This is a genomic window from Pseudomonas sp. B35(2017), assembly GCF_002113645.1.
Classification (GTDB): Bacteria; Pseudomonadota; Gammaproteobacteria; order Pseudomonadales; family Pseudomonadaceae; genus Aquipseudomonas; species Aquipseudomonas ekonensis.
The window spans coordinates 314,458-336,336 of record NZ_NEIZ01000002.1; the positions used below are offsets into that span (position 1 = coordinate 314,458).

Annotated in this window: 21 protein-coding genes; 15 read left to right on the top strand and 6 right to left on the bottom strand. The window is 64.3% G+C overall.

Going from position 1 to position 21,879, the window contains the following annotated elements:
- Positions 1-69 precede the first annotated feature (69 nt).
- The 7 genes from CAG41_RS04945 (at position 70) to CAG41_RS04975 (ending at position 8,208) form a co-directional block, all read left to right on the top strand.
- Positions 70-1,329, top strand: coding sequence for an AGE family epimerase/isomerase (locus CAG41_RS04945; protein WP_085629557.1), 1,260 nt, complete (start codon positions 70-72; stop codon positions 1,327-1,329).
- Positions 1,330-1,447: 118 nt separating this feature from the next.
- Positions 1,448-2,749 (top strand): ABC transporter substrate-binding protein, encoded by a 1,302-nt coding sequence (locus CAG41_RS04950; RefSeq protein ID WP_085580540.1) that lies wholly within the window; start codon positions 1,448-1,450, stop codon positions 2,747-2,749.
- Positions 2,750-2,885: 136 nt separating this feature from the next.
- The gene (locus CAG41_RS04955; RefSeq protein WP_085580542.1) at positions 2,886-3,794 is read left to right on the top strand and encodes a carbohydrate ABC transporter permease; all 909 of its coding nucleotides are present in this window, start codon (positions 2,886-2,888) and stop codon (positions 3,792-3,794) included.
- A complete protein-coding gene (locus CAG41_RS04960) occupies positions 3,787-4,632 on the top strand; it encodes a carbohydrate ABC transporter permease (RefSeq protein ID WP_085580544.1) in 846 nt (281 codons plus the stop codon). The genes CAG41_RS04955 and CAG41_RS04960 overlap by 8 nt, the downstream gene beginning before the upstream one ends.
- A gap of 2 nt (positions 4,633-4,634) precedes the next feature.
- The gene (locus tag CAG41_RS04965) at positions 4,635-5,795 is read left to right on the top strand and encodes an ABC transporter ATP-binding protein (RefSeq protein ID WP_085580546.1); all 1,161 of its coding nucleotides are present in this window, start codon (positions 4,635-4,637) and stop codon (positions 5,793-5,795) included.
- Between the two features lie 94 nt (positions 5,796-5,889).
- A complete protein-coding gene (locus CAG41_RS04970; RefSeq protein ID WP_085580548.1) occupies positions 5,890-7,239 on the top strand; it encodes a carbohydrate porin in 1,350 nt (449 codons plus the stop codon).
- Between the two features lie 114 nt (positions 7,240-7,353).
- Positions 7,354-8,208, top strand: coding sequence for a D-hexose-6-phosphate mutarotase (locus CAG41_RS04975; protein ID WP_085629563.1), 855 nt, complete (start codon positions 7,354-7,356; stop codon positions 8,206-8,208).
- A gap of 234 nt (positions 8,209-8,442) precedes the next feature.
- On the opposite strand, the gene CAG41_RS04980 is transcribed toward CAG41_RS04975, so the two are convergent.
- Entirely contained in the window at positions 8,443-9,303 is an 861-nt protein-coding gene (locus tag CAG41_RS04980; RefSeq protein ID WP_170929938.1) for a MurR/RpiR family transcriptional regulator, read from the bottom strand.
- 226 nt (positions 9,304-9,529) lie between these two features.
- Between CAG41_RS04980 and zwf the strand changes: the two genes are divergently transcribed.
- The 4 genes from zwf (at position 9,530) to CAG41_RS05000 (ending at position 13,352) form a co-directional block, all read left to right on the top strand.
- Positions 9,530-10,996, top strand: a complete 1,467-nt coding sequence (zwf, locus tag CAG41_RS04985) for a glucose-6-phosphate dehydrogenase (protein ID WP_085580555.1) — start codon at positions 9,530-9,532, stop codon at positions 10,994-10,996.
- Positions 10,983-11,696: a 6-phosphogluconolactonase gene (gene pgl, locus CAG41_RS04990; RefSeq protein WP_085580557.1), complete on the top strand. Its 714-nt coding sequence runs from the start codon at positions 10,983-10,985 to the stop codon at positions 11,694-11,696. The genes zwf and pgl overlap by 14 nt, the downstream gene beginning before the upstream one ends.
- Before the next feature lie 17 nt (positions 11,697-11,713).
- Complete coding sequence (locus tag CAG41_RS04995) at positions 11,714-12,379, top strand: bifunctional 4-hydroxy-2-oxoglutarate aldolase/2-dehydro-3-deoxy-phosphogluconate aldolase (protein ID WP_085580559.1); 666 nt, start codon at positions 11,714-11,716, stop codon at positions 12,377-12,379.
- A 226-nt stretch (positions 12,380-12,605) separates the two neighbouring features.
- A complete protein-coding gene (locus CAG41_RS05000) occupies positions 12,606-13,352 on the top strand; it encodes an intradiol ring-cleavage dioxygenase (RefSeq protein ID WP_085706750.1) in 747 nt (248 codons plus the stop codon).
- On the opposite strand, the gene CAG41_RS05005 is transcribed toward CAG41_RS05000, so the two are convergent.
- Positions 13,336-14,517 (bottom strand): aminotransferase class V-fold PLP-dependent enzyme, encoded by a 1,182-nt coding sequence (locus CAG41_RS05005; protein WP_085580563.1) that lies wholly within the window; start codon positions 14,515-14,517, stop codon positions 13,336-13,338. The two genes, CAG41_RS05000 and CAG41_RS05005, sit on opposite strands and share 17 nt — an antisense overlap.
- Positions 14,518-14,543: 26 nt before the next feature.
- Entirely contained in the window at positions 14,544-14,780 is a 237-nt protein-coding gene (locus tag CAG41_RS05010) for a DUF3820 family protein (RefSeq protein WP_085580565.1), read from the bottom strand.
- Positions 14,781-14,985: 205 nt separating this feature from the next.
- On the opposite strand from CAG41_RS05010, the gene CAG41_RS05015 reads away from it, so the two are divergent.
- Entirely contained in the window at positions 14,986-15,453 is a 468-nt protein-coding gene (locus CAG41_RS05015) for a PA2169 family four-helix-bundle protein (protein WP_085580567.1), read from the top strand.
- Between the two features lie 138 nt (positions 15,454-15,591).
- Here CAG41_RS05015 and CAG41_RS05020 read toward each other — a convergent pair whose 3' ends face one another.
- Both CAG41_RS05020 and CAG41_RS05025 read right to left on the bottom strand, forming a co-directional pair.
- On the bottom strand, positions 15,592-16,062 hold the full coding sequence (locus CAG41_RS05020) for a MaoC family dehydratase (protein WP_003227420.1): 471 nt from the start codon (positions 16,060-16,062) through the stop codon (positions 15,592-15,594).
- Positions 16,063-16,103: 41 nt separating this feature from the next.
- Positions 16,104-17,048, bottom strand: a complete 945-nt coding sequence (locus CAG41_RS05025; protein WP_085629573.1) for an alpha/beta hydrolase — start codon at positions 17,046-17,048, stop codon at positions 16,104-16,106.
- 226 nt (positions 17,049-17,274) lie between these two features.
- On the opposite strand from CAG41_RS05025, the gene fadD2 reads away from it, so the two are divergent.
- Positions 17,275-18,963 carry a long-chain-fatty-acid--CoA ligase FadD2 gene (gene fadD2 / locus CAG41_RS05030; RefSeq protein ID WP_085636629.1) on the top strand — a complete coding sequence of 563 codons (1,689 nt, stop codon included), beginning with the start codon at positions 17,275-17,277 and terminating at the stop codon, positions 18,961-18,963.
- Between the two features lie 348 nt (positions 18,964-19,311).
- On the top strand, positions 19,312-21,015 hold the full coding sequence (fadD1, locus tag CAG41_RS05035; protein WP_085580573.1) for a long-chain-fatty-acid--CoA ligase FadD1: 1,704 nt from the start codon (positions 19,312-19,314) through the stop codon (positions 21,013-21,015).
- A 63-nt stretch (positions 21,016-21,078) separates the two neighbouring features.
- Here fadD1 and CAG41_RS05040 read toward each other — a convergent pair whose 3' ends face one another.
- Positions 21,079-21,456, bottom strand: coding sequence for a hypothetical protein (locus CAG41_RS05040; protein WP_085580575.1), 378 nt, complete (start codon positions 21,454-21,456; stop codon positions 21,079-21,081).
- Positions 21,457-21,653: 197 nt separating this feature from the next.
- Here CAG41_RS05040 and CAG41_RS05045 point away from each other — a divergent pair, with 197 nt between their 5' ends.
- Positions 21,654-21,845: a CsbD family protein gene (locus CAG41_RS05045; protein WP_085580577.1), complete on the top strand. Its 192-nt coding sequence runs from the start codon at positions 21,654-21,656 to the stop codon at positions 21,843-21,845.
- Positions 21,846-21,879 lie beyond the last annotated feature (34 nt).

The window sequence follows — 21,879 nt, forward strand, 5'->3', positions numbered from 1 at the left end:
CTTCGTTACAAGCCCGCCCCGGCCCGTTGTTTAGACTCCCCGCAGTCATAACAACAAAAAAGGCCACCCATGGATCACTTCAATCCAGGCTTCAGCAGTTGGCTGAACGCCCCTGCCCACCAGCGCTGGCTCGCCGACGAAGGCTTGCGCCTGCTGGACTTCGCCAAGGCCTCGTGGCTGCCGGAGGGCTTCGGCAACCTCGACGGGCGCGGTCGCCTGCCGGCCGGTGCGCACGCCGAAACCATGAACACCGCCCGGATGACCCATAGTTTCGCCATGGCCCACATCCAGGGCCTGCCAGGCTTCGCCGAGCTGGTCGATCACGGTGTCCGCTCGCTGCGCGGCCCGCTGCGCGACGCCGTGCACGGCGGCTGGTTCGCCACCGCCGAGCACCGCGACGGCAACACCGGCAAGAACGCCTACCTGCACGCGTTCGTCGCCCTGGCCGCCAGTTCGGCGGTGGTCGCCCGACGCCCCGGCGCCGAAGCGCTGCTCGACGACGCCATCGACATCATCGACACCTGCTTCTGGAGCGACGAAGAGGGCGCGATGCGCGAATCCTTCAGCCGCGACTGGCGCGAAGAGGAAGCCTACCGCGGCGCCAACAGCAACATGCACGCCACCGAGGCCTTTCTCGCCCTGGCCGACGTCACCGAAGACCCGCGCTGGCTGGTGCGCGCCCAGCGCATCGTCGAACGGGTGATCCACGGCCACGCCGCCGCCAACGGCTACCTGGTGATCGAGCACTTCGACCGCAACTGGCAGCCGCTGCGCGAATACAACCGCGACAATCCCGCCGACGGTTTCCGCCCCTACGGCACCACGCCGGGCCACGGCTTCGAATGGGCACGGCTGATGCTGCACCTGGAGGCGGCGCGGGTACGGGCCGGCATGCTCACCCCCGGCTGGCTGGCCACCGATGCGCAGCGACTGTTCGAGGAAAACTGTCGTCACGGTTGGGCGGCGGACGGTGCGCCAGGCATCGTCTATACCCTCGATTGGGACAACAAGGCCGTCGTGCGCCATCGCCTGCACTGGACGCACGCCGAAGCCAGCGCCGCCGCCAGCGCCTTGCTCAAACGCACCGGCGAAGAGCGCTACGAAGCCTGGTACCGGCTGTTCTGGGAATTCTGTGAATCGAAGTTCATCGACCGCTGCGACGGCAGCTGGCACCACGAACTCGATCCGCTGAACCGCCCCAGCGCCGACATCTGGCCGGGCAAGCCGGATCTCTACCATGCCTGGCAGGCCGTGCTGATTCCCCGCCTGCCCCTAGCGCCGAGCATGGCCACGGCCCTGGCGCAGTGGTCCCAGAGCGTTCCTGTGTAACCATGTCGTGACATTCGCGCGTCCCTTCGTTACCTGCGCAGGGATGCGCGCTGTTTAAACTCGTGTGCAGCGCAAGCTCCAGACTTGCATGCATAACAACAAGAAAGGTACCTCTCAGATGAATGCGATTTCTCGCCTCGCCACTGTCATTTCTGTTGCCTCCCTGTTCCCGCTCGCTGCGCTCCCTCTGAGTGTTTCCGCCGCCGAATCCAAAGGATCGGTGGAAGTCGTGCATTGGTGGACGTCCGGCGGCGAGAAGGCAGCGGTCGATGTGCTCAAGGCCCAGGTCGAAAAAGACGGCTTTACCTGGAAGGACGGCGCCGTGGCCGGCGGTGGCGGCGCGACCGCCATGACCGTGCTGAAAAGCCGCGCAGTGGCCGGCAACCCGCCGGGCGTGGCCCAGATCAAGGGCCCGGACATCCAGGACTGGGCCTCCACCGGCCTGCTCGACACCGACGTGCTCAAGGACGTCGCCAAGGCCGAGAAGTGGGACAGCCTGCTCGACAAGAAAGTCTCCGACACCGTGAAGTTCGAAGGCGACTACGTGGCCGTGCCGGTGAACATCCACCGCGTCAACTGGCTGTGGATCAACCCGGAAGTCTTCAAGAAGGCCGGCATCGAAAAGGCCCCGACCACCCTCGAAGAATTCTACGCCGCCGGCGACAAGCTCAAGGCCGCCGGCTTCATCCCGCTGGCCCACGGCGGCCAGCCATGGCAGGACAGCACCGTGTTCGAAGCGGTGGTGCTCTCGGTCATGGGCGTGGACGGCTACAAGAAAGCCCTGGTGGACCTCGACGACGCGGCCCTGACCGGCCCGCAGATGGTCAAGGCCCTGACCGAGCTGAAGAAAGTCGCGACCTACATGGACGCCGACGGCAAAGGCCAGGACTGGAACCTGGAAGCCGCCAAGGTCATCAACGGCAAGGCCGGCATGCAGATCATGGGCGACTGGGCCAAGTCCGAATGGACCGCGGCCAAGAAAGTCGCCGGCAAGGACTACGAGTGCGTGGCCTTCCCGGGCACCGACAAGGCCTTCACCTACAACATCGACTCCCTGGCCGTGTTCAAGCAGAAGGACGCGGGCACCGCGGCCGGTCAGCAGGACATCGCCAAGGTCGTGCTGGGCGAGAACTTCCAGAAGGTCTTCAGCATCAACAAGGGCTCGATCCCGGTGCGCAACGACATGCTGGCCGACATGGGCAAGTTCGGTTTCGACTCCTGCGCCCAGACCGCCGCCAAGGACTTCCTGGCGGACGCCAAGACCGGCGGCCTGCAGCCGAGCATGGCGCACAACATGGCCACCACGCTGGCGGTGCAGGGCGCGTTCTTCGATGTGGTGACCAACTACATCAACGACCCGAAAGCCGACCCGGCCGACGCGGCCAAGAAGCTGGGCACCGCCGTCAAGTCGGCCAAGTAACGCTCGCCCCTGCAGGGGCGAGCCCTGCTCGCGAAAGCGGTGGAGCAGCCGGCCGATGTGTCGGCTGACGAACCGCGACCGCCGGCAGGCTGGCTCCCGCAGCTTGCGATCCTCAATCCCTGTACTGGATTTCCCCATGAGTTCTGTCGCTGTGTTCAGCAAGGCCTCGCCGTTCGATGCGTTGCAGCGCTGGCTCCCCAAGCTGGTGCTGGCGCCGAGCATGTTCATCGTGCTGGTGGGCTTCTATGGCTACATCCTGTGGACGTTCGTCCTGTCGTTCACCACCTCGACGTTCCTGCCGACCTACAAGTGGGCGGGGCTGGCGCAGTACGCGCGCCTGTTCGACAACGACCGCTGGTGGGTGGCGAGCAAGAACCTTGCGGTGTTCGGCGGCCTGTTCATCGGCATCACCCTGGTGATCGGCGTGCTGCTGGCGGTGTTCCTGGATCAGCGCATCCGCCGCGAAGGGTTCATCCGCACCATTTATCTGTACCCGATGGCGCTCTCGATGATCGTCACCGGCACGGCGTGGAAATGGCTGCTCAACCCCGGCATGGGCCTGGACAAGCTGCTGCGCGACTGGGGCTGGGAAGGCTTCCGTCTGGACTGGCTGATCGACCCTGACCGGGTGGTGTATTGCCTGGTGATCGCGGCGGTGTGGCAAGCCTCGGGCTTTATCATGGCGATGTTCCTGGCGGGCCTGCGCGGCGTCGACCAGTCGATCATCCGCGCCGCCCAGATCGACGGCGCGAGCATGCCGACCATCTATTGGAAAGTTGTGCTGCCGAGCCTGCGTCCGGTGTTCTTCAGCGCGGTGATGATCCTGGCCCACATCGCGATCAAGAGTTTCGACCTGGTGGCGGCGATGACCGCCGGCGGCCCGGGCTACTCCTCGGACCTTCCGGCGATGTTCATGTATTCGTTCACCTTCAGCCGCGGCCAGATGGGCATGGGCTCGGCCAGCGCCATCCTGATGCTCGGCGCGATCCTCGCGATCATCGTGCCGTACCTGTATTCCGAGCTGAGGACCAAGCGCCATGACTAACCTCGCCGACAAACCTTCCGTCAGCCTGAGCCGCATCGCCATCCACGCCGTGCTTCTGCTCGCCGTGGTGCTGTACCTGGTGCCGCTGGTGGTCATGCTGCTGACCAGCTTCAAGACCCCGGAAGACATCAGCACCGGCAACCTCCTGAGCTGGCCGGCCGTGGTCAGCGGCATCGGCTGGGTCAAGGCCTGGGGCACGGTGGACGGCTACTTCTGGAACTCGATCAAGATCACCGTTCCGGCGGTGCTGATCTCCACCGCCATCGGTGCGCTCAACGGCTATGTGCTGTCGATGTGGCGCTTCCGCGGCTCGCAACTGTTCTTCGGCCTGCTGCTGTTCGGCTGCTTCCTGCCGTTCCAGACCGTCCTGCTGCCGGCCTCGTTCACCCTCGGCAAGATGGGCCTGGCCAGCACCACCACGGGCCTGGTGTTCATCCACGTGGTCTACGGCCTGGCGTTCACCACGCTGTTCTTCCGCAACTACTACGTGACCATCCCCGATGCGCTGGTGAAGGCGGCGCGGCTGGATGGCGCCGGGTTCTTCACGATCTTCCGGCGGATCATCCTGCCGATGTCCACCCCGATCATCATGGTCTGCCTGATCTGGCAGTTCACCCAGATCTGGAACGACTTCCTGTTCGGTGTGGTGTTCTCCAGCGGCGACTCGCAGCCCATCACGGTGGCGCTGAACAACCTGGTCAACACCAGCACCGGGGTCAAGGAATACAACGTTGACATGGCAGCGGCGATGATCGCCGGGCTGCCGACCCTGCTGGTCTATGTGGTGGCAGGCAAGTATTTCGTGCGCGGGCTGACGGCCGGCGCGGTCAAGGGGTAATCATGGCTACGCTCGAACTTCGCAATGTAAACAAGACCTATGGCGCCGGCCTGCCGGACACCCTGAAGAACATCGAACTGTCGATCAAGGACGGCGAGTTCCTGATCCTCGTCGGGCCTTCGGGCTGCGGCAAGTCGACTTTGATGAACTGCATCGCCGGCCTTGAGACCATCACCGGCGGCGCGATCATGATCGGCGACCAGGACGTCAGCGGCATGAGCCCCAAGGACCGCGACATCGCCATGGTGTTCCAGTCCTATGCGCTGTACCCGACCATGAACGTGCGCGAGAACATCGAGTTCGGCCTGAAGATCCGCAAGATGAGCCAGCCGGCCATCGACGAGGAAGTCGCCCGGGTCGCCAAGCTGCTGCAGATCGAGCACCTGCTCAACCGCAAGCCGGGCCAGCTCTCCGGCGGCCAGCAGCAGCGCGTGGCGATGGGCCGGGCGCTGGCGCGGCGGCCGAAGATCTACCTGTTCGACGAGCCGCTGTCCAACCTCGACGCCAAGCTGCGGGTCGAGATGCGCACCGAAATGAAACTGATGCACCAGCGCCTCAAGACCACCACGGTCTACGTGACCCACGACCAGATCGAGGCCATGACCCTGGGCGACAAGGTGGCGGTGATGAAGGACGGGATCATCCAGCAGTTCGGTACGCCGAAGGAAATCTACAACGACCCGGCCAACCAGTTCGTGGCCAGCTTCATCGGTTCGCCGCCGATGAACTTCATCCCCCTGCGCCTGCAACGCAAGGACGGCCGGCTGGTGGCGCTGCTCGACAGCGGCCAGGCCCGCTGCGAACTGCCGCTGGGCGTGCAGGACGCGGGGCTTGAGGATCGCGAAGTGATCCTCGGCCTGCGCCCGGAGCAGATCGCCCTGGCCAACGGCGACGCCAACGGTGCGCCGACCATCCGTGCCGAAGTGCAGGTCACCGAGCCCACCGGTCCGGACACCCTGGTGTTCGTCAACCTCAACGACACCAAGGTCTGCTGCCGCCTGGCGCCGGACGTGGCGCCGCAGGTGGGCGAGACCCTGACCCTGCAGTTCGATCCGGCCAAGGTGCTGCTGTTCGATGCCCAGACCGGGGAGCGCTTGGGCACTGCGGGTGTTGCGAAGGCCGAAGCGCATTCGGCCAATGTCGCCCAGTTCAAGGGGCGCTGAAGAACAAATGTGGGCGCGGGCAAGCCCGCTCCCACAGGGGTGTAAACCGCGTTGGAAAAAAACAGTTAATAACAATAAAGACGAGGATGTAGGGATGAAAATGAAACACGTCAATGCCCGTTTGATCTGCCGGATGTCGGCCGCCGCCGCACTGGTGCTGGCCGGCAACGCGATGGCCGCCGATGCGTTCAGCTCCGATTCCAAGTGGATGACCGGCGACTGGGGCGGCGAGCGCACCAAGCTCATCGAGCAAGGCATCGACATCAAGATGGACTACGTCGGCGAGATGGGCGCCAACCTGCACGGCGGCTACAACGACGACAAGACCGGCCGCTACAGCGACCAGTTCGGTCTGGGCGTGGCCCTGGACCTGCAGAAACTGTGGGGCTGGGACAACACCCAGGCCAAGATCCAGCTGACCAACCGCAACGGCGAAAACATCTCCAACGACCGCATCGGCGACCCGCGCGCCGGCACCCTGAGCTCCTCGCAGGAAGTCTACGGCCGCGGCCACATGGTGCGTCTGACCCAACTGTGGATCCAGCACCAGTTCTTCGACAACAAGCTCGACGTCAAGGCCGGTTACTTCGGCGAAGGCGAAGACTTCAACACCTTCCCGTGCGACTTCCAGAACCTGGCGTTCTGCGGCTCCCAGGTGGGCAACTGGGCGACCAACATCTGGTACAACTGGCCGGTCAGCCAGGCGGCGATCCGCGTGAAGTACAACATCAACGACGAGCTGTATGCGCAGATCGGCGCGTACAACCAGAACCCGTCGCAGCTGGAGCACGGCAACGGCTTCAAGCTCAGCGGCAGCGGCACCGCCGGCACCGTGCTGCCGGTCGAGCTGGTCTGGTCGCCGAAGGTCAACGGCCTGCCGGGCGAATACCGCGTGGGTTACTACAAGAGCACCGCCGACGCCAACGACGTGCGTGAGGACGGCAACGGCCTGGACGCCGCGACCACCGGCGACGCCTACCGCGTGCACAGCAGCAAGCACGGCTACTGGTTCGTGGCCCAGCAGCAGCTCACCAGCCACAACGGCGACGCGTCCCGTGGCCTGAACATCGCGGCCAACGCCACCTTCCACGACAAGGACACCAACTTCATCGACAACTACCAGTCGCTGATGTTTGTCTACAAGGGCCCGTTCGACGCGCGTCCCAAGGATGACGTGGGCATCGGCTTCGCGCGCATCCACGTCAACGACGACGTGAAGAAGAACGCCGAGCTGCTCAACGTCGCCAACGGCGTTTCGGACTACGACAACCCAGTGTTCTCGCCGCTGCGCGAAACCGAATACAACTACGAGATCAACTACGGCTTCCATGTCACCAACTGGCTGACCGTGCGCCCTAACCTGCAATACATCACCCATCCGGGCGGTGTGGATGAAGTCGACAACGCTTTGGTCGCCGGCCTGAAAATTCAGTCGGTGTTCTGACGCGTCTGCGATAAGCTCCTCTCCATGTGCGCATATTTGCGGACGGCCCTGGCTGTCCGCTTTTTTTTGGGGCCGGCGCCGCCCTGTGACACGTGATTTTCAGGACCGTGGCCCATGCATGAGCATCCGCTGCAACGCTTCTTCAGATCCCTGCGCGAACGGCCGGTGTTCGCCTGGGAGCGCTATCAGATGCGCGACGTGCTGGTGATCGACCATCCGCTGTGCCAGGCGGTGTTCAGTCGTCAGGGCGCGCAGTTGCTGCACTTTCAGCCGCGCGGGCAGAAACCGTGGCTGTGGTGCGCGGCGAAGTGGCCGCACGTCGGTGCGATCCGCGGCGGGGTGCCGGTGTGCTGGCCGTGGTACGGTCGCCATCCGAGCGAGAACGCCTGGCCGTCCCACGGTTGGGCGCGGCTGCTGGACTGGAAGCTGCTCGACAGCGCCAGCGCCGAGGACGGCGTGCGCCTGCATTGGCGACTGCAGCTGTGCGACTGGCAGGTGGACCTGCATGCGCACCTGGGCGAGCGCATGGACCTGCGCCTGAGCACCGAGCATCAGGACGACATGCCGTGCCAGTTGAGCCAGGCGTTGCACGCTTACTGGCGCATTGGCGACGTCAGTGAGATAGCGCTGTCTGGGCTGGAAGGGGCGCAGGGCTACGACCAGTTGAGCCGTGAGGCTTGCCAGCAGGAAGGCGAGCTGCGGGTCGATGGTGGCTGCCAGCGGGTGTTCCAGCACGACGGCGAACTGCAGCTCAAGGATCGCGCCTGGCAGCGCGAGCTGTGCATCGACACCGGCGAGAGCGCCGACACCGTGGTGTGGCACCCCGGTTCACGGCCGTTGCTGGGGGTGAGCTGGGACGAGGTGACGGAATTCGTCTGCGTGGAAGCGGCGGCGGGGGGCACCGACAGCCTGCACCTGGCGCCGGGGGAGAAGGCGCACCTGAGCCTGCAGGCCTGGGCGGCGGCCTGAGCCGGGTTTTGCGCTGCCTTTGCTGGCGCCATCGCCAGCAGGCTGGCTCCCACAGGGGATCGTGGGTGCCTGCGGTATCTCACCGAATCCTGTAGGAGCTTGCCTGCAAGCGATGACGCCGCAGCTGCCGACATCTAGGGTGCTGACACTCCGCCATCGCCAGCAGGCTGGTTCCCACAGTTTGATTGGCGACACGGCTCCCTGTGGGAGCGGGACGGTCACGGAAGTTGCGGATCAGTCGAACTCGTCGCCCACCGGATAGCGGCTCGCGTTCAGGCTCTCCTTGATCTTGCGCAGGTGCGGCTGGAAATCCACCCCGCGGCGCAGCGTCATGCCGGTCGCCAGCACATCCAGCACGGTGAGCTGAATGATCCGCGAGGTCATCGGCATGTAGATGTCGGTGTCTTCCGGCAGCGGAATGTTCAGGCTCAGGGTGCTGGCCTTGGCCAGCGGCGAGTTCTCGGCGGTCAGGCCGAGCACCGAGGCGCCGTTCTCCCGGGCGATGCGCGCCACTTCCACCAGTTCGCGGGTGCGTCCGGTGTAGGAAATGATCACGAACAGCTCGCCGGTGTGCGCCACCGACGCGATCATGCGCTGCATCAGCACGTCGGCATGGGCGGAGACCGCAAGGTTGAAGCGGAAGAACTTGTGCTGCGCATCCAGGGCCACGGGGGCCGAGGCGCCGAGGCCGAAGAAGTGGATCTGCCGGGCCTGGATCAGCATGTCGACGGCGCGGCTGATGAGGTTCGGGTCCAGGGCCTGGCAGGCGCTGTCCAGCGAGGCGATGGCGCTGCCGAAAATCTTTTGCGTGTAGGCCTCGGGGTTGTCGTCGGCCTCCACTGCACGGCTGACGTAAGCGGCGCCGCTGGCCAGGCTCTGGGCCAGTTGCAGCTTGAGTTCGGGGTAGCCGCTGACGCCGAACGAACGGCAGAAGCGGTTGACGGTCGGCTCACTGACCGAGGCCGCCTGGGCGAGGGCGGCGATGCTGAAGCGGGTGGCCTGCTGTGGGTTGAGCAGGATCACTTCGGCGACTTTGCGTTCGGCCTTGTTCAGCTCTTCAAGGCGACTCTGGATCTGTTCCAGTAAATTTCGCACGCGGTCCATATGGGGTTCCTAATTCACCGGCGCGGGTAGGCGCGCGGCTATGCAAATTGGGCCTTTGATGCGGCCCGTGACGGTGGCCTATCCTACTGTCGGCTCCGATCGACCACCACTCGGAATCTGCATTTTGCGAAAATGTTGTGGTTATTACTACATTTTCCCTTGAGTGATGCCTTGAAAAAAGGTATTTGTAGCTTAACTTGATAAAAGAACAAACATCATGCCTTCGATTACGGTAGAACCGTGCACCTTTGCCTTGTTCGGCGCCCTCGGCGACCTGGCCCTGCGCAAGCTGTTTCCTGCCCTTTATCACCTGGACGGCGCCGGCCTGCTGCACGAGGACACGCGCATCATCGCGCTGGCCCGTGAAGCCGGCGCCGTGGAGCAGCACTTGGCGTTCATCGCCGCCGAGCTGCGCCGCTACGTGGGCAAGGAGCTGGACGAGGCGGTGGCCGAGCGCTTCCTGGCGCGCCTGAGCTACCTGCACGTCGACTTCCTCAAGGCCGAAGACTATGAGGCGCTGGCCGAGGCGGCCGGCACCGCCCAGCGCATGATCGCCTACTTCGCCACCCCGGCGGCGGTGTACGGCGCGATCTGCGAGAACCTGGCCAAGGTCGGCCTGGCCCAGAACACCCGCGTGGTGCTGGAGAAGCCGATCGGCTCGGACCTGGAATCCTCGCGCAAGGTCAACGACGCCGTGGCCCAGTTCTTCCCGGAGAACCGCACCTACCGAATCGACCACTACCTGGGCAAAGAGACCGTCCAGAACCTGATCGCCCTGCGTTTCGCCAACAGCCTGTTCGAGACCCAGTGGAACCAGAACTACATCTCCCACGTGGAAATCACCGTGGCCGAGAAGGTCGGCATCGAGGGCCGCTGGGGCTACTTCGACAAGGCCGGCCAACTGCGGGACATGATCCAGAACCACCTGCTGCAGCTGCTCTGCCTGATCGCCATGGACCCGCCGGCCGACCTGTCCGCCGACAGCATCCGCGACGAGAAGGTCAAGGTGCTCAAGGCCCTGGCGCCGATCAGTCCGGAAGGCCTGACCACCCAGGTGGTGCGCGGCCAGTACATCGCCGGCCACAGCGAAGGCAAGTCCGTGCCGGGCTACCTCGAAGAACCCAATTCCAACACCCAGAGCGACACCGAAACCTTCGTCGCCCTGCGTGCCGACATCCGCAACTGGCGCTGGGCCGGCGTGCCGTTCTACCTGCGCACCGGCAAGCGCATGCCGCAGAAGCTGTCGCAGATCGTCATCCACTTCAAGGAACCGTCGCACTACATCTTCGCGCCGGAGCAGCGCCTGCAGATCAGCAACAAACTGATCATCCGCCTGCAGCCGGACGAAGGCATTTCCCTGCGTGTGATGACCAAGGACCAAGGCCTGGACAAAGGCATGCAACTGCGCAGCGGGCCGCTGCAGCTGAATTTCTCCGACACCTGGCGCAGCGCGCGGATCCCCGACGCCTACGAGCGGTTGTTGCTGGAAGTGATGAACGGCAACCAGAACCTGTTTGTCCGTAAAGATGAAATCGAAGCCGCGTGGAAGTGGTGCGACCAACTGATCGCCGGGTGGAAGAAGTCCGGCGATGCGCCCAAGCCGTATGCGGCCGGGTCGTGGGGGCCGATGAGCTCCATCGCACTGATCACGCGGGACGGGAGGTCGTGGTATGGCGATATCTGATGTGAAACTGCCGGCGGGCGTCAGCGCCCATGCCTTCAAGAGCCCGGTGCTGCTGGCCGAAGGCCTGGCGCTGAGCGTGGCCAAGCAACTGGGCGATGCCATCGCCGCCCGTGGCCACGCGGTGCTGGTGGTGTCCGGCGGGCGCAGCCCGGTGGCGTTTTTCCAGCACCTGGCCAAGCAGGACCTGGACTGGGCGAACGTCACCGTGACCCTGGCCGACGAGCGCTGGGTGCCGGTGGAACACGCCGACAGCAACGCCGGCCTGCTCAAGCAGTACCTGCTCAAGGGCCCGGCGGCCAAGGCGCAGTTCCTGAGCCTGTACAGCGCTGCCGCCAGCGTCGAGCAGGCCGCCGAACAGGCCGACCGCCTGCTCGGCGAGCTGCCGGCCATCGATGTGCTGGTGCTGGGCATGGGCGACGACGGGCACACCGCCTCGCTGTTCCCGGACAGCCCGAACCTCGCCCAAGCCTTGCAGGCCGACGGCGCGCGCCGATGCTGGCCGATGCTGGCGCCGAGCGTGCCGCGTCAGCGCCTGACCATGAGCCGTGCGCTGCTGGCCTCGGCCCGGCACAAGATTCTGTCGATTTCCGGCCAGTCCAAACTGGCCACCCTGAACGCCGCAGTGGCCGGCGACGATGTCGCCGCCATGCCGGTCCGCGCGTTTCTGCAACCCACGTTAGAGATCTACTGGTGCCCATGAGCCAAGGAACAGCCGCTATGACAAACCCATCCCCGACCGTTTCCATGGCGGACAAAGTTGCCCTGATCGACAGCCTCTGCGCCAAGGCGCGGATCCTGCCGGTGATCACCATCGCCCGCGAACAGGACGTGCTGCCGCTGGCCGACGCCCTGGCCGCCGGTGGCCTGACGGCGCTGGAAGTGACCCTGCGTTCGCAGTTCGGCCTCAAGGCGATCCAGATCCTGCGCGAACAGCGTCCGGAACTGGTGACCGGCGCCGGCACCGTGCTCGACCGGCACATGCTGGCCGCCGCCGAAGCCGCCGGCTCGCAGTTCATCGTCACGCCGGGCATCACCCGCGACCTGCTCGAAGCCAGCGTCGCCAGCCCGGTGCCGCTGCTGCCGGGCATCAGCAACGCCTCCGGCATCATGGAAGGCTATGGCCTGGGCTACCGCCGCTTCAAGCTGTTCCCGGCCGAAGTCAGCGGCGGCGTGGCAGCGATCAAGGCCCTCGGCGGCCCGTTCGGCGAAGTGAAATTCTGCCCGACCGGCGGCGTGGGCCCGGCCAACATCAAGAGCTACATGGCGCTGAAGAACGTCATGTGCGTGGGCGGCAGCTGGATGCTTGATCCGGAGTGGGTCAAGAACGGCGACTGGGCCCGCATTCAGGAATGCACCGCCGAGGCCCTGGCGCTGCTGGACTGATTCCGCTTCACCCGACACTTCGTTGTGTGTTCTACGGCTTTACGGTGCGCTTGGTCGGTGCACCGTTTTTTTTTGCCCGGCGAAAAGCGGCGGGGGACATCCCGCAGCACATCCCGCGATACATGCCGCGATACATGCCGCGATACATGCCGCGATACATAGTTACCGCACGACCGATCACCAGCGGCGCTAACCTGCGTGCTTCTTACGCAAAGGAGAACGCGTCATGGATGATCAGTCTTCAGCGCCGTCGTCTTGCACGGTTTACCAGTTGGCCCCCGAGCAAGTCGCCGGGCCGTACTTCCGCAATCCGAAACTGCTGCGGCGCAACATCAGCGAAGGCGCCGAGGGCCTGCCGTTGCTGCTGCGCCTGACCATCGTGGACGCCATGACCGGCGAGCCGGTCAACGGTGCGCTGGTGGACATCTGGCACTGCAATGCCCGCGGTGCCTATTCCGGCTGGAGCCGGGTCGATCCGGATGTGGAGGTCGACGCGGAGGCCGTCGGTTCGGTGCCGCGCACCGACGACGACACTTACTTGCGTGGCAGCCAGTTCAGCGACCCCAAGGGGCGGGTACGCTTCACCACCATCTATCCCGGCTACTACGCCGGGCGCACGCTGTACATCCATGTGGCGGTGCGCATCCCCAGCGGCCACGCGTACCTGGAGGAACGTCATGTCGCCTGGGTCGGCCAGCTGTACTTTCCCGAGGTCGTCTCCCGGGCGGTGCTCAACGCCAAGGCCTATCGCGGACGCGCCTCGTCACCCCTGGGCAACGATCAGGACGCCTACTTCAGCGGCATGGGCGGCGAGGCCTCGACGCTGACCGTCTGGCCGGTGGGGCGCGACAGCCACGAAGACGGGTTCTTCGGCCATTTGACGATCGGCATCGACACCTTTGCGGTGTCGACGCAGATCAAGCCCGAGGACTTCGACAAGTACACGGTGCAGGAGGTCAGCGCAGTTCGTTGAGGGCGACGACCAAGCGCTGCATGTCGGCTGCGGTGGTGGTCAGCCCCGGCGTGATGCGGATGCAGGGGCCGCACGCCGAGCCGTTGCGCGCCACGGTGAACAGGTTGAACTCGTTGAGCAAGCGATCAACCAGCACCTGCTGGTCGGGGTGACGGGTGAAGCGCATCGAGGTGATGCCGCAGTACAGGCGCGGGTCGTCCGGGGTCATCACTTCGATGCCCGGCAGGTTGCGCACGGCCTTCACCCACAGGTCGCGCAGGTGGTTGAGCCGCGCGCCCTTGGCGGGTGCGCCGCCCAGTGCCCGGTGTTCCTCGAACACCAGGGGCAGGGTCATCAGCGCCGGAAAGTTCGGGGTGCTGTAGGGGGTGCGCGAGCGGATGTCGGTGACCGGGAAGTGCGCTTCCGCCATGTCCGGATCGATGTCGGCCAGACGCTGCGGCGCGATGTAGAGGAACCCGAGGGTCAGCGGCGAACCGATCCATTTGTGCAGGTTGAAGCCGGCGAAGGCGATGCCCAGCGCCTCAAGGTCGAAATCGATCTGGCCGAGGGCATGGGCGCCGTCGAGGATGATGTCCACCCCGTGCTCCTTCGCCTGCGCGGCGATGGCCTGCACCGGCATCACCAGGCCGGTGCGGTGGGTGACGTGGGTCAGCGCCATCAGCTTGAGGTTCGGGTAGCGGACGAACGCTTCGCGGTACGTCGCCAGCAAGCCGTCGAAGCTGGCCGGGTGCGCATGCTCGATCTCGATCACCTCGACCCCGCGGCTGCCGGCGAGCCAGCGCATGGCGCTCTTGACCGTGTCGTACTCCAGGTCGCTGATCAGCACCTGGTCGCCCGGCCGCAGCCGGTTGTAGTTGCGGATCAGCGACTGCAGGGCGGCGGTGGCGTTGCAGGTGAAGGCGACGCTCTGTGCCCGCACGCCGATCAGCTCGGCCAGATGCGCGCGGATCTCAAGGCTGTCGTGCTGCTCGAAACGCTGGCGCACGTAGACCGAGTTGCTGTTGTTGATCAGCTCGATGTTGCGCTGGTATTCCTCGACCACGGTGCGCGACATGCGTCCGAAGTAGCCGTTTTCCAGGTTGATCGGGCCGGGCTGGACATCGTAGCGGTCGGCGAAGGTTTGCCAGAAGGCTTCGTCTCGGGCGCGGCGGGTGTTATCGGGCATGGTCGGCTCGCAACAGGGGGGGCGCCTCAGTGGCGCGGGGCGGGTTTGCCGTGTTTGGCGCGCAGCGGTTCAAGCAGGTCCGACAGACCGTTGTGATCGATTTCGTGCATCAGCGCCAGCAGGCCGCCGAGCTCGCCGTTCGGGAAGCCCTCACGGGCGAACCAGTTCAGGTACGGGCCGGGCAGGTCGGCGATGATGCGTCCCTTGTACTTGCCGAAAGGCATTTCGCGGGTGATCAGCAGTTCGAGTTTCTCAGGGTTCATCGGGGGTAGATCCGGATTCGTTACGCTTCGGAAAATACAGGCATTCTGCATGCAGGCCAAATGACAGATCATGCAAATAAAGGGGATACAGATTTTGCCTTTCTTTATAACTCATTGATTTTTAATGGATTAATTCAGAGTCTGGCGCTGGCACGGCCGCTGCAACACCTCCTTGCATCTTCCATCGAATGTGAGGAATCGAAAAATGACCGACATGAACAAAGAGGCCATCTCCGTACTCAACGACCTGATCGAAACCAGCAAGGACGGTCAGGAAGGGTTCAAGACCTGTGCCGAAGACATCAAGCATCCGGAACTCAAGGCGCTGTTCGTCAAACGCTCCGGCGACTGCGCCGCGGCGGCCGCCGAACTGCAGGCGACCGTGCGTTCGATGGGCGGTGATCCGGAAACCTCCACCAGCGTCAGCGGCGATCTGCACCGCCGCTGGGTCGACGTCAAGGCGATGTTCACCGGCAAGGATGAAGAAGCGGTGCTCAATGAGGCCGAGCGCGGCGAGGACCACGCCCTGAAGGCGTACCGCGACGCCATCGACAAGATCAACAAGCACAATCTGGTGGGCATCCGTGACCTGGTCGAACGCCAGTACCACGGTGTGCAGCGCAATCACGATCAGGTGAAGGCCCTGCGCAATCAGGCCCGCGCGCGCTCATGATCCAACACCGCTAAAGCCGGAACTGTGGGAGCGAGCCTGCCCGCGATGGCGTCAGAACAGTCAGCATCGGTATCGACTGTCAGACGGCTTTCGCGGGCAGGCTCGCTCCCGCATTGTTTTGGGCCATGCCGGTTCGCGTCAGCCGATGCTGATCGCCGGCAAGGTCGGCAGCGTCACGGTCTGCTGCTTGCGCGGCGCCAGGATCTCGGCTTCGCCGTCCACCACCAGCTCGTCGCGCTGGTTGAAGACGCGGGTGGCGATGCGCACGCGGAATTTCGGCAGTTTCTCAAGGATCTCCAGGCGTACGGTCAGGGTGTCGCCGATCTTCACCGGCTTCTGGAAGCTCATCTGCTGGCCGATGTAGATGGTGCCGGGCCCAGGCAGCTCGCAGGCGACGGCGGCGCTGATCAGCGCACCGCTGAACATGCCGTGGGCGATGCGCTCCTTGAACATGCTGGCGGCGGCGAACTCGGCGTCCAGGTGCACCGGGTTGTGGTCGCCGGACATCGCGGCGAACAGCTGGATGTCGCGCTCTTCGACGGTCTTGCTGTAGCTGGCGGTCTGGCCGACTTCAAGGGCTTCGTAAGGGATGTTGGTAACCTGGGTCATCGGTTTCGGTTCCTGTGACGGATGGGGTGAATCCAGAAAGATTACTCGGACCGGTGCGGCCGGCGGTGGCTCAGGGCCTGGTCGATCCAGGCCAGCACATCGGCGGTCACTTCGTCGCGGTTGGTCTCGTTGAACAATTCGTGCCGCGCCTGCGGATAGATCTTCAGTTGCAGGTTCTGGCTGCCGGCCGCGCGCAAGGCATCGGCCAGATCAGTCAGACGCTTGCCTTCGCTCACCGGATCACATTCGCCGCCGATCACCAGCAGCGGCAGGCCCGGATCGATCTGGGCGAGATTGGACGCTTTGCTGATCTGCTGCAACCCGCCGAGCAGGTCGATCCACAACTGGTTGGTGCAGCGGAAACCGCACAGCGGATCGGTGGCGTACTTGTCGACTTCGGCCGGATCGCGGCTCAACCAGTCGAAAGCGGTGCGCGCCGGCTTGAAGCGCTTGTTGAACGAGCCGAACGACAGCCATTCGATCAGCGCGCTGCGGCCCTTGGCGCCCTGGCGCAGTTTCTCGAAGCGGGCGATCTGCCGTGCCGCGCGGTACAGCGCCACGGGCTGGAAATTCGAGCCGCTGAGGATCGCCCCGTGCAGGCTGGCGCTGTGGTGCAGCAGATAGGCCTGGGCCAGGTAGCTGCCCATGCTGTGGCCGAGCAGCACGATCGGCACGTCGGGGTGGGCCTGGCCGATGTGCTGGTTGAGGCTGGCCAGGTCGCCGACGACCTTGCACCAGCCGTCGTCGTCGGCGAAATGCCCGAGGGTGCCGGAATCGGCGGTTTTGCCATGTCCGCGCAGATCCGGCGCGTACACGCCGTAGCCTTCGGCGCACAACCGATCCGCCAGCCGGGCGTAGCGGGCACTGTGTTCGGCCATGCCGTGGGCCAGCAGGATCACCGCCTTCAGCGGCGCGGCGGGCAGCCACTGGTTGACGAAGAGGCGGGTGCGGTCATTCGCGTCCAGCCAGAAGGTGTCGTGGATCATGGCGATTCCTTTGCAGAGCTGCCCGGTTCGAGGTCGTTGCATTGTATAGCGCGTCCGATCCGCCCGCGCCACGGCCGCAAGATTCACGGGATCAATGGGGACGCTGCCCATATTTGCCTGATTGACCATAGCTGCTAGTGTCCGGGGAGCCCCGCTTTTCGCGCTGCGCATTCAAAAGTGACAGAGAGGCGGCCCCGGAACGGCTCAGGTAAAGAGGACAAGAACAATGCAACCTGATTTCTGGAATGACAAACGCCCGGCGGGCGTGCCCCTGGACATCGACGCGGGTGAGTTCAAGTCGGTGATCGAGGTGTTCGAGCGTTCCTGCAAGAAATTCGCGGACCGCCCGGCGTTCAGCAACATGGGCGTGACCCTGACCTACGCCGAGCTCGAACGTCACAGCGCGGCGTTCGCCGGCTACCTGCAGGCGCACACCGATCTGGTGCCGGGGGACCGCATCGCGGTGCAGATGCCCAATGTCCTGCATTATCCGATCGCCGTGTTCGGCGCGTTGCGGGCCGGGCTGATCGTGGTCAACACCAACCCGCTGTACACCGCGCGGGAGATGCGTCACCAGTTCAAGGACTCCGGCGCCCGGGCGCTGGTGTACCTGAACATGTTCGGCCAGAAGGTGCAGCAAGTGCTGGCGGACACCGACATCCAGTACCTGATCGAAGCGAAGATGGGCGACCTGATGCCTACCGCCAAGGGCTGGCTGGTCAACACGGTGGTCAGCAAGGTGAAGAAGATGGTGCCGGCCTATTCGCTGCCCCAGGCGCTGTCGTTCAAGAGCGCGCTGCGCCTGGGCCGGGGCCTGGGCATCAAGCCGCTGAAGGTCGGCCTGGACGACATCGCCGTGCTCCAGTACACCGGCGGCACCACCGGCCTGGCCAAGGGCGCGATGCTCACCCACGGCAACCTGGTGGCCAACATGCAGCAGGTGCGCGCCTGCCTCGCCCAGCTGGGCAGCGACGGCCAGCCGCTGCTGCGCGAAGGGCAGGAGGTGATGATCGCGCCGCTGCCGCTGTACCACATCTATGCGTTCACGGCGAACTGCATGTGCATGATGGTCTCCGGAAACCACAACGTGCTGATCACCAATCCGCGGGACATAGGCGGCTTCATCAAGGAGCTGAAGAACTGGCGCTTCTCGGCGCTGCTGGGGCTCAACACCCTGTTCGTCGCGCTGATGGATCATCCGGACTTCAAGTCCCTGGACTTCTCCAGCCTCAAGCTCACCAACTCCGGCGGCACCGCGCTGGTCAAGGCCACCGCCGAGCGCTGGGAACAGCTCACCGGCTGCCGCATCACCGAGGGCTACGGCCTGACCGAAACCTCGCCGGTGGCCTGCACCAACCCCTATGGCGACCAGTCGCGGCTGGGCACGGTGGGCCTGCCGGTGCCGGGCACCACCTTGAAGGTCATCGACGACGCAGGGGTCGAGCAGGCGACAGGGGAGCGCGGCGAGCTGTGCATCAAGGGGCCGCAGATCATGAAGGGCTACTGGCAGAAGCCCGAAGCCACCGCCGAGGTGCTCGACGCCGACGGTTGGTTCAAGTCCGGCGACATCGCCGTGATCGATCCCGACGGCTTCGTGCGCATCGTCGACCGCAAGAAGGACATGATCATCGTCTCGGGCTTCAACGTGTACCCCAACGAAATCGAAGACGTGGTGATGGCCCACCCGAAGGTGGCCAACTGCGCGGTGATCGGCGTGCCGGACGAGCGCTCCGGCGAGGCGGTGAAGCTGTTTGTGGTGGCCCGGGAAACCGGCGTGAGCCTGGAAGAGCTCAAGGCCTACTGCAAAGAGAATTTCACCGCCTACAAGGTGCCCAAGCACATCGTGCTGCGCGAGTCGTTGCCGATGACGCCGGTCGGCAAGATCCTGCGGCGGGAGCTGCGGGACATCGCCTGACGAACTGCGTCTGACGCCATCGCGAGCAGGCTCGCGCCTACAGAGGCATGGACACTTCTGTAGGCGCGGGCCTGCTCGCGATTTTTTAGGGGGATGTCCCCGAAAACCGGGGCTTTCAAGGGTGTATAGGTTTTTTGCTCTAAAATGACTTTTAAAAGGTCTTGAGTCATTTAAATGACTGTGGCGACCACTTTTGGCTCTAGTCGCCCCTTGGCAAAGCTGCTACTCTCGGCGCGCTTTGTGACTTCTCGGCCTTGAAGAAAAGCCAGACTCACCACAATAAACACACACCAATAACAATCGCATCGAATGCGGTGTTGAATTCGCGTTGCTGAGGAGTGGGCTTCCATGATCGAAGACTTTTGGAAGGATAAGTACCCCGCTGGAATTGCTGCCGACATCAATCCAGACGAGTACCCGAATATTCAAGCAGTGCTGAAGCAGTCCTGCCAGCGCTTTGCCGACAAACCGGCTTTCAGCAACCTGGGCAAGACGATCACCTACGGTGAACTGTACGAATTGTCCGGTGCCTTTGCCGCGTACCTGCAACAGCATACCGATTTGCAGCCCGGTGATCGAATCGCCGTGCAGCTGCCCAACGTCCTGCAGTACCCGGTGGCCGTCTTCGGTGCCATCCGCGCCGGGCTGATCGTGGTCAACACCAACCCGCTGTACACCGCGCGGGAGATGGAACACCAGTTCAACGACTCCGGCGCGAAGGCCTTGGTGTGCCTGGCGAACATGGCCCACCTGGCCGAGGCCGTGGTGCCCAAGACCGGCGTCAAGCACGTCATCGTCACCGAGGTCGCCGACCTGCTGTCGCCGTTCAAGCGCCTGCTGATCAACAGCGTCATCAAGTACGTGAAGAAGATGGTGCCGGCCTATCACCTGCCCAAGGCCGTCAAGTTCAACGACGTGCTGAGCAAGGGCCAGGGCCAGCCGGTGGCCGAGGCCAGCCCGGCCAGCGGCGACGTGGCCGTGCTGCAGTACACCGGCGGCACCACCGGCGTGGCCAAGGGCGCGATGCTGACCCACCGCAACCTGGTGGCGAACATGCTGCAGTGCAAGGCGCTGATGGGCTCCAACCTCAACGAGGGCTGCGAGATCCTGATCACGCCGCTGCCGCTGTACCACATCTACGCGTTCACCTTCCATTGCATGGCGATGATGCTGATCGGCAACCACAACATCCTGATCAGCAACCCGCGCGACCTGCCGGCGATGGTCAAGGAACTGTCGAAGTGGAAGTTCAGCGGCTTCGTCGGCCTCAACACCCTGTTCGTGGCGCTGTGCAACAACGAAGGCTTCCGCAAGCTGGACTTCTCGGCGCTGAAGGTCACCCTGTCCGGCGGCATGGCCCTGCAACTGGCGGCGGCCGAGCGCTGGAAAGCGGTCACCGGCTGCCCGATCTGCGAAGGCTACGGCATGACCGAAACCAGCCCGGTGGCCACGGTCAACCCGATCCAGAACATCCAGATCGGCACCATCGGCATTCCGGTGCCGTCGACCCTGTGCAAGGTCGTCGACGATGCCGGCGTCGAGCAGCCGATGGGCGAGATCGGCGAGCTGTGCGTCAAGGGCCCGCAAGTGATGAAGGGCTACTGGCAGCGCCAGGAGGCCACCGACGAGATCCTCGACAGCGAAGGCTGGCTCAAGACCGGCGACATCGCGCTGATCCAGCCGGACGGCTACATGCGCATCGTCGACCGCAAGAAAGACATGATCCTGGTCTCGGGCTTCAACGTGTACCCGAACGAGCTGGAAGACGTGCTGGTGACCCTGCCGGGCGTGCTGCAGTGCGCGGCCATCGGCATCCCTGACGAGAAGTCGGGCGAGGCGATCAAGATCTTCATCGTCGCGCGGCCGGGCGTCACCCTGACCAAGGAACAGGTGATGGAGCACATGCGCGCCAACGTCACCGGCTACAAGGTGCCGCGTTCGGTGGAGTTTCGCGATTCGCTGCCGACCACCAACGTCGGCAAGATCCTGCGCCGCGAACTGCGCGACGAAGAGCTCAAGAAGATCAAGGCCAAGAACGCCAGCGCCGCGTAAACAAGAAGCCCCGCAGATGCGGGGCTTTTTTTGCCGGTGGCCGTGGCGAGGGCGGGTTCTGCCTTACTGGCGGAACCTGGCGAAGTTCACGTTCGTGCCCGCCGGGCGCATGTCCTGCAGGAACGAATCCTTGTCGGCGCTCAGTTCCAGGCTCAGGGCGGCCTTGCGCTTGCCCTGGTTGCGCACCACCAGGCCGTCGAGCTGTTCGCGCAGGAACGCGGTCGGCACCTTAACGTGCAGCAACTCGTCGGTGGCCGGGGTGTGCATCAGCAGGTGGATCCACGGGTATTGGCCGATCGCCAGGCGCGACATCGGGATGTCGAACCACCAGATGTTGCGGTTGCGATTCAGTTCGGTGAAGTGGCAGTTGTTGACGCCGAGCACGGCTCCGCCCAGTTGCTGGTTGATTCGGGCGATGGCCTGCGGTTTGTCGAGTTTCATGGGAATCCTGCGGGTCGGTCTTGGGCGCGTGGCGCCCGTCAGGTGGCCATTCTCGGGGCAAACCCGGCAAACATAAAGCCCGGCATGCCCGGCGCGACGAATGAAGGCCGCCGAAAATAAATGAAACCTTGGGCGAACGCGGTCAGTCCACCGTTGCGTAATGACATTTCCCCGTCAATGTTCCAAGGAGAATCACCATGGGCAGCACGAGCGATAAAGTGAAAGGCATGGCCAACGAAGCGGTCGGCAACGTCAAGCAAGGCGTCGGCAAGGCCACCGACAACCAGCGTCTGCAGGCTGAAGGCAAGCTGCAGGAAAAGAAAGGCGAAGCCCAGCAAGCGGTCGGCAAAGCCAAGGACGCGATCAAGAAAGGTGTCGACAAGGCGTGACCCGGCCTTGAACGATTCACCCCGGCGGCCATCC

Excerpts from the sequence above, each read along its gene's own strand:
- CAG41_RS04945 (WP_085629557.1), top strand. The coding sequence starts at position 70 with ATGGATCACTTCAATCCAGGCTTCAGCAGTTGGCTGAACGCCCCTGCC.
- CAG41_RS04950 (WP_085580540.1), top strand. The coding sequence starts at position 1,448 with ATGAATGCGATTTCTCGCCTCGCCACTGTCATTTCTGTTGCCTCCCTG.
- CAG41_RS04955 (WP_085580542.1), top strand. The coding sequence starts at position 2,886 with ATGAGTTCTGTCGCTGTGTTCAGCAAGGCCTCGCCGTTCGATGCGTTG.
- CAG41_RS04960 (WP_085580544.1), top strand. The coding sequence starts at position 3,787 with ATGACTAACCTCGCCGACAAACCTTCCGTCAGCCTGAGCCGCATCGCC.
- CAG41_RS04965 (WP_085580546.1), top strand. The coding sequence starts at position 4,635 with ATGGCTACGCTCGAACTTCGCAATGTAAACAAGACCTATGGCGCCGGC.
- CAG41_RS04970 (WP_085580548.1), top strand. The coding sequence starts at position 5,890 with ATGAAAATGAAACACGTCAATGCCCGTTTGATCTGCCGGATGTCGGCC.
- CAG41_RS04975 (WP_085629563.1), top strand. The coding sequence starts at position 7,354 with ATGCATGAGCATCCGCTGCAACGCTTCTTCAGATCCCTGCGCGAACGG.
- zwf (WP_085580555.1), top strand. The coding sequence starts at position 9,530 with ATGCCTTCGATTACGGTAGAACCGTGCACCTTTGCCTTGTTCGGCGCC.
- pgl (WP_085580557.1), top strand. The coding sequence starts at position 10,983 with ATGGCGATATCTGATGTGAAACTGCCGGCGGGCGTCAGCGCCCATGCC.
- CAG41_RS04995 (WP_085580559.1), top strand. The coding sequence starts at position 11,714 with ATGACAAACCCATCCCCGACCGTTTCCATGGCGGACAAAGTTGCCCTG.
- CAG41_RS05000 (WP_085706750.1), top strand. The coding sequence starts at position 12,606 with ATGGATGATCAGTCTTCAGCGCCGTCGTCTTGCACGGTTTACCAGTTG.
- CAG41_RS05005 (WP_085580563.1), bottom strand. The coding sequence starts at position 14,517 with ATGCCCGATAACACCCGCCGCGCCCGAGACGAAGCCTTCTGGCAAACC.
- CAG41_RS05010 (WP_085580565.1), bottom strand. The coding sequence starts at position 14,780 with ATGAACCCTGAGAAACTCGAACTGCTGATCACCCGCGAAATGCCTTTC.
- CAG41_RS05015 (WP_085580567.1), top strand. The coding sequence starts at position 14,986 with ATGACCGACATGAACAAAGAGGCCATCTCCGTACTCAACGACCTGATC.
- CAG41_RS05020 (WP_003227420.1), bottom strand. The coding sequence starts at position 16,062 with ATGACCCAGGTTACCAACATCCCTTACGAAGCCCTTGAAGTCGGCCAG.
- CAG41_RS05025 (WP_085629573.1), bottom strand. The coding sequence starts at position 17,048 with ATGATCCACGACACCTTCTGGCTGGACGCGAATGACCGCACCCGCCTC.
- fadD2 (WP_085636629.1), top strand. The coding sequence starts at position 17,275 with ATGCAACCTGATTTCTGGAATGACAAACGCCCGGCGGGCGTGCCCCTG.
- fadD1 (WP_085580573.1), top strand. The coding sequence starts at position 19,312 with ATGATCGAAGACTTTTGGAAGGATAAGTACCCCGCTGGAATTGCTGCC.
- CAG41_RS05040 (WP_085580575.1), bottom strand. The coding sequence starts at position 21,456 with ATGAAACTCGACAAACCGCAGGCCATCGCCCGAATCAACCAGCAACTG.
- CAG41_RS05045 (WP_085580577.1), top strand. The coding sequence starts at position 21,654 with ATGGGCAGCACGAGCGATAAAGTGAAAGGCATGGCCAACGAAGCGGTC.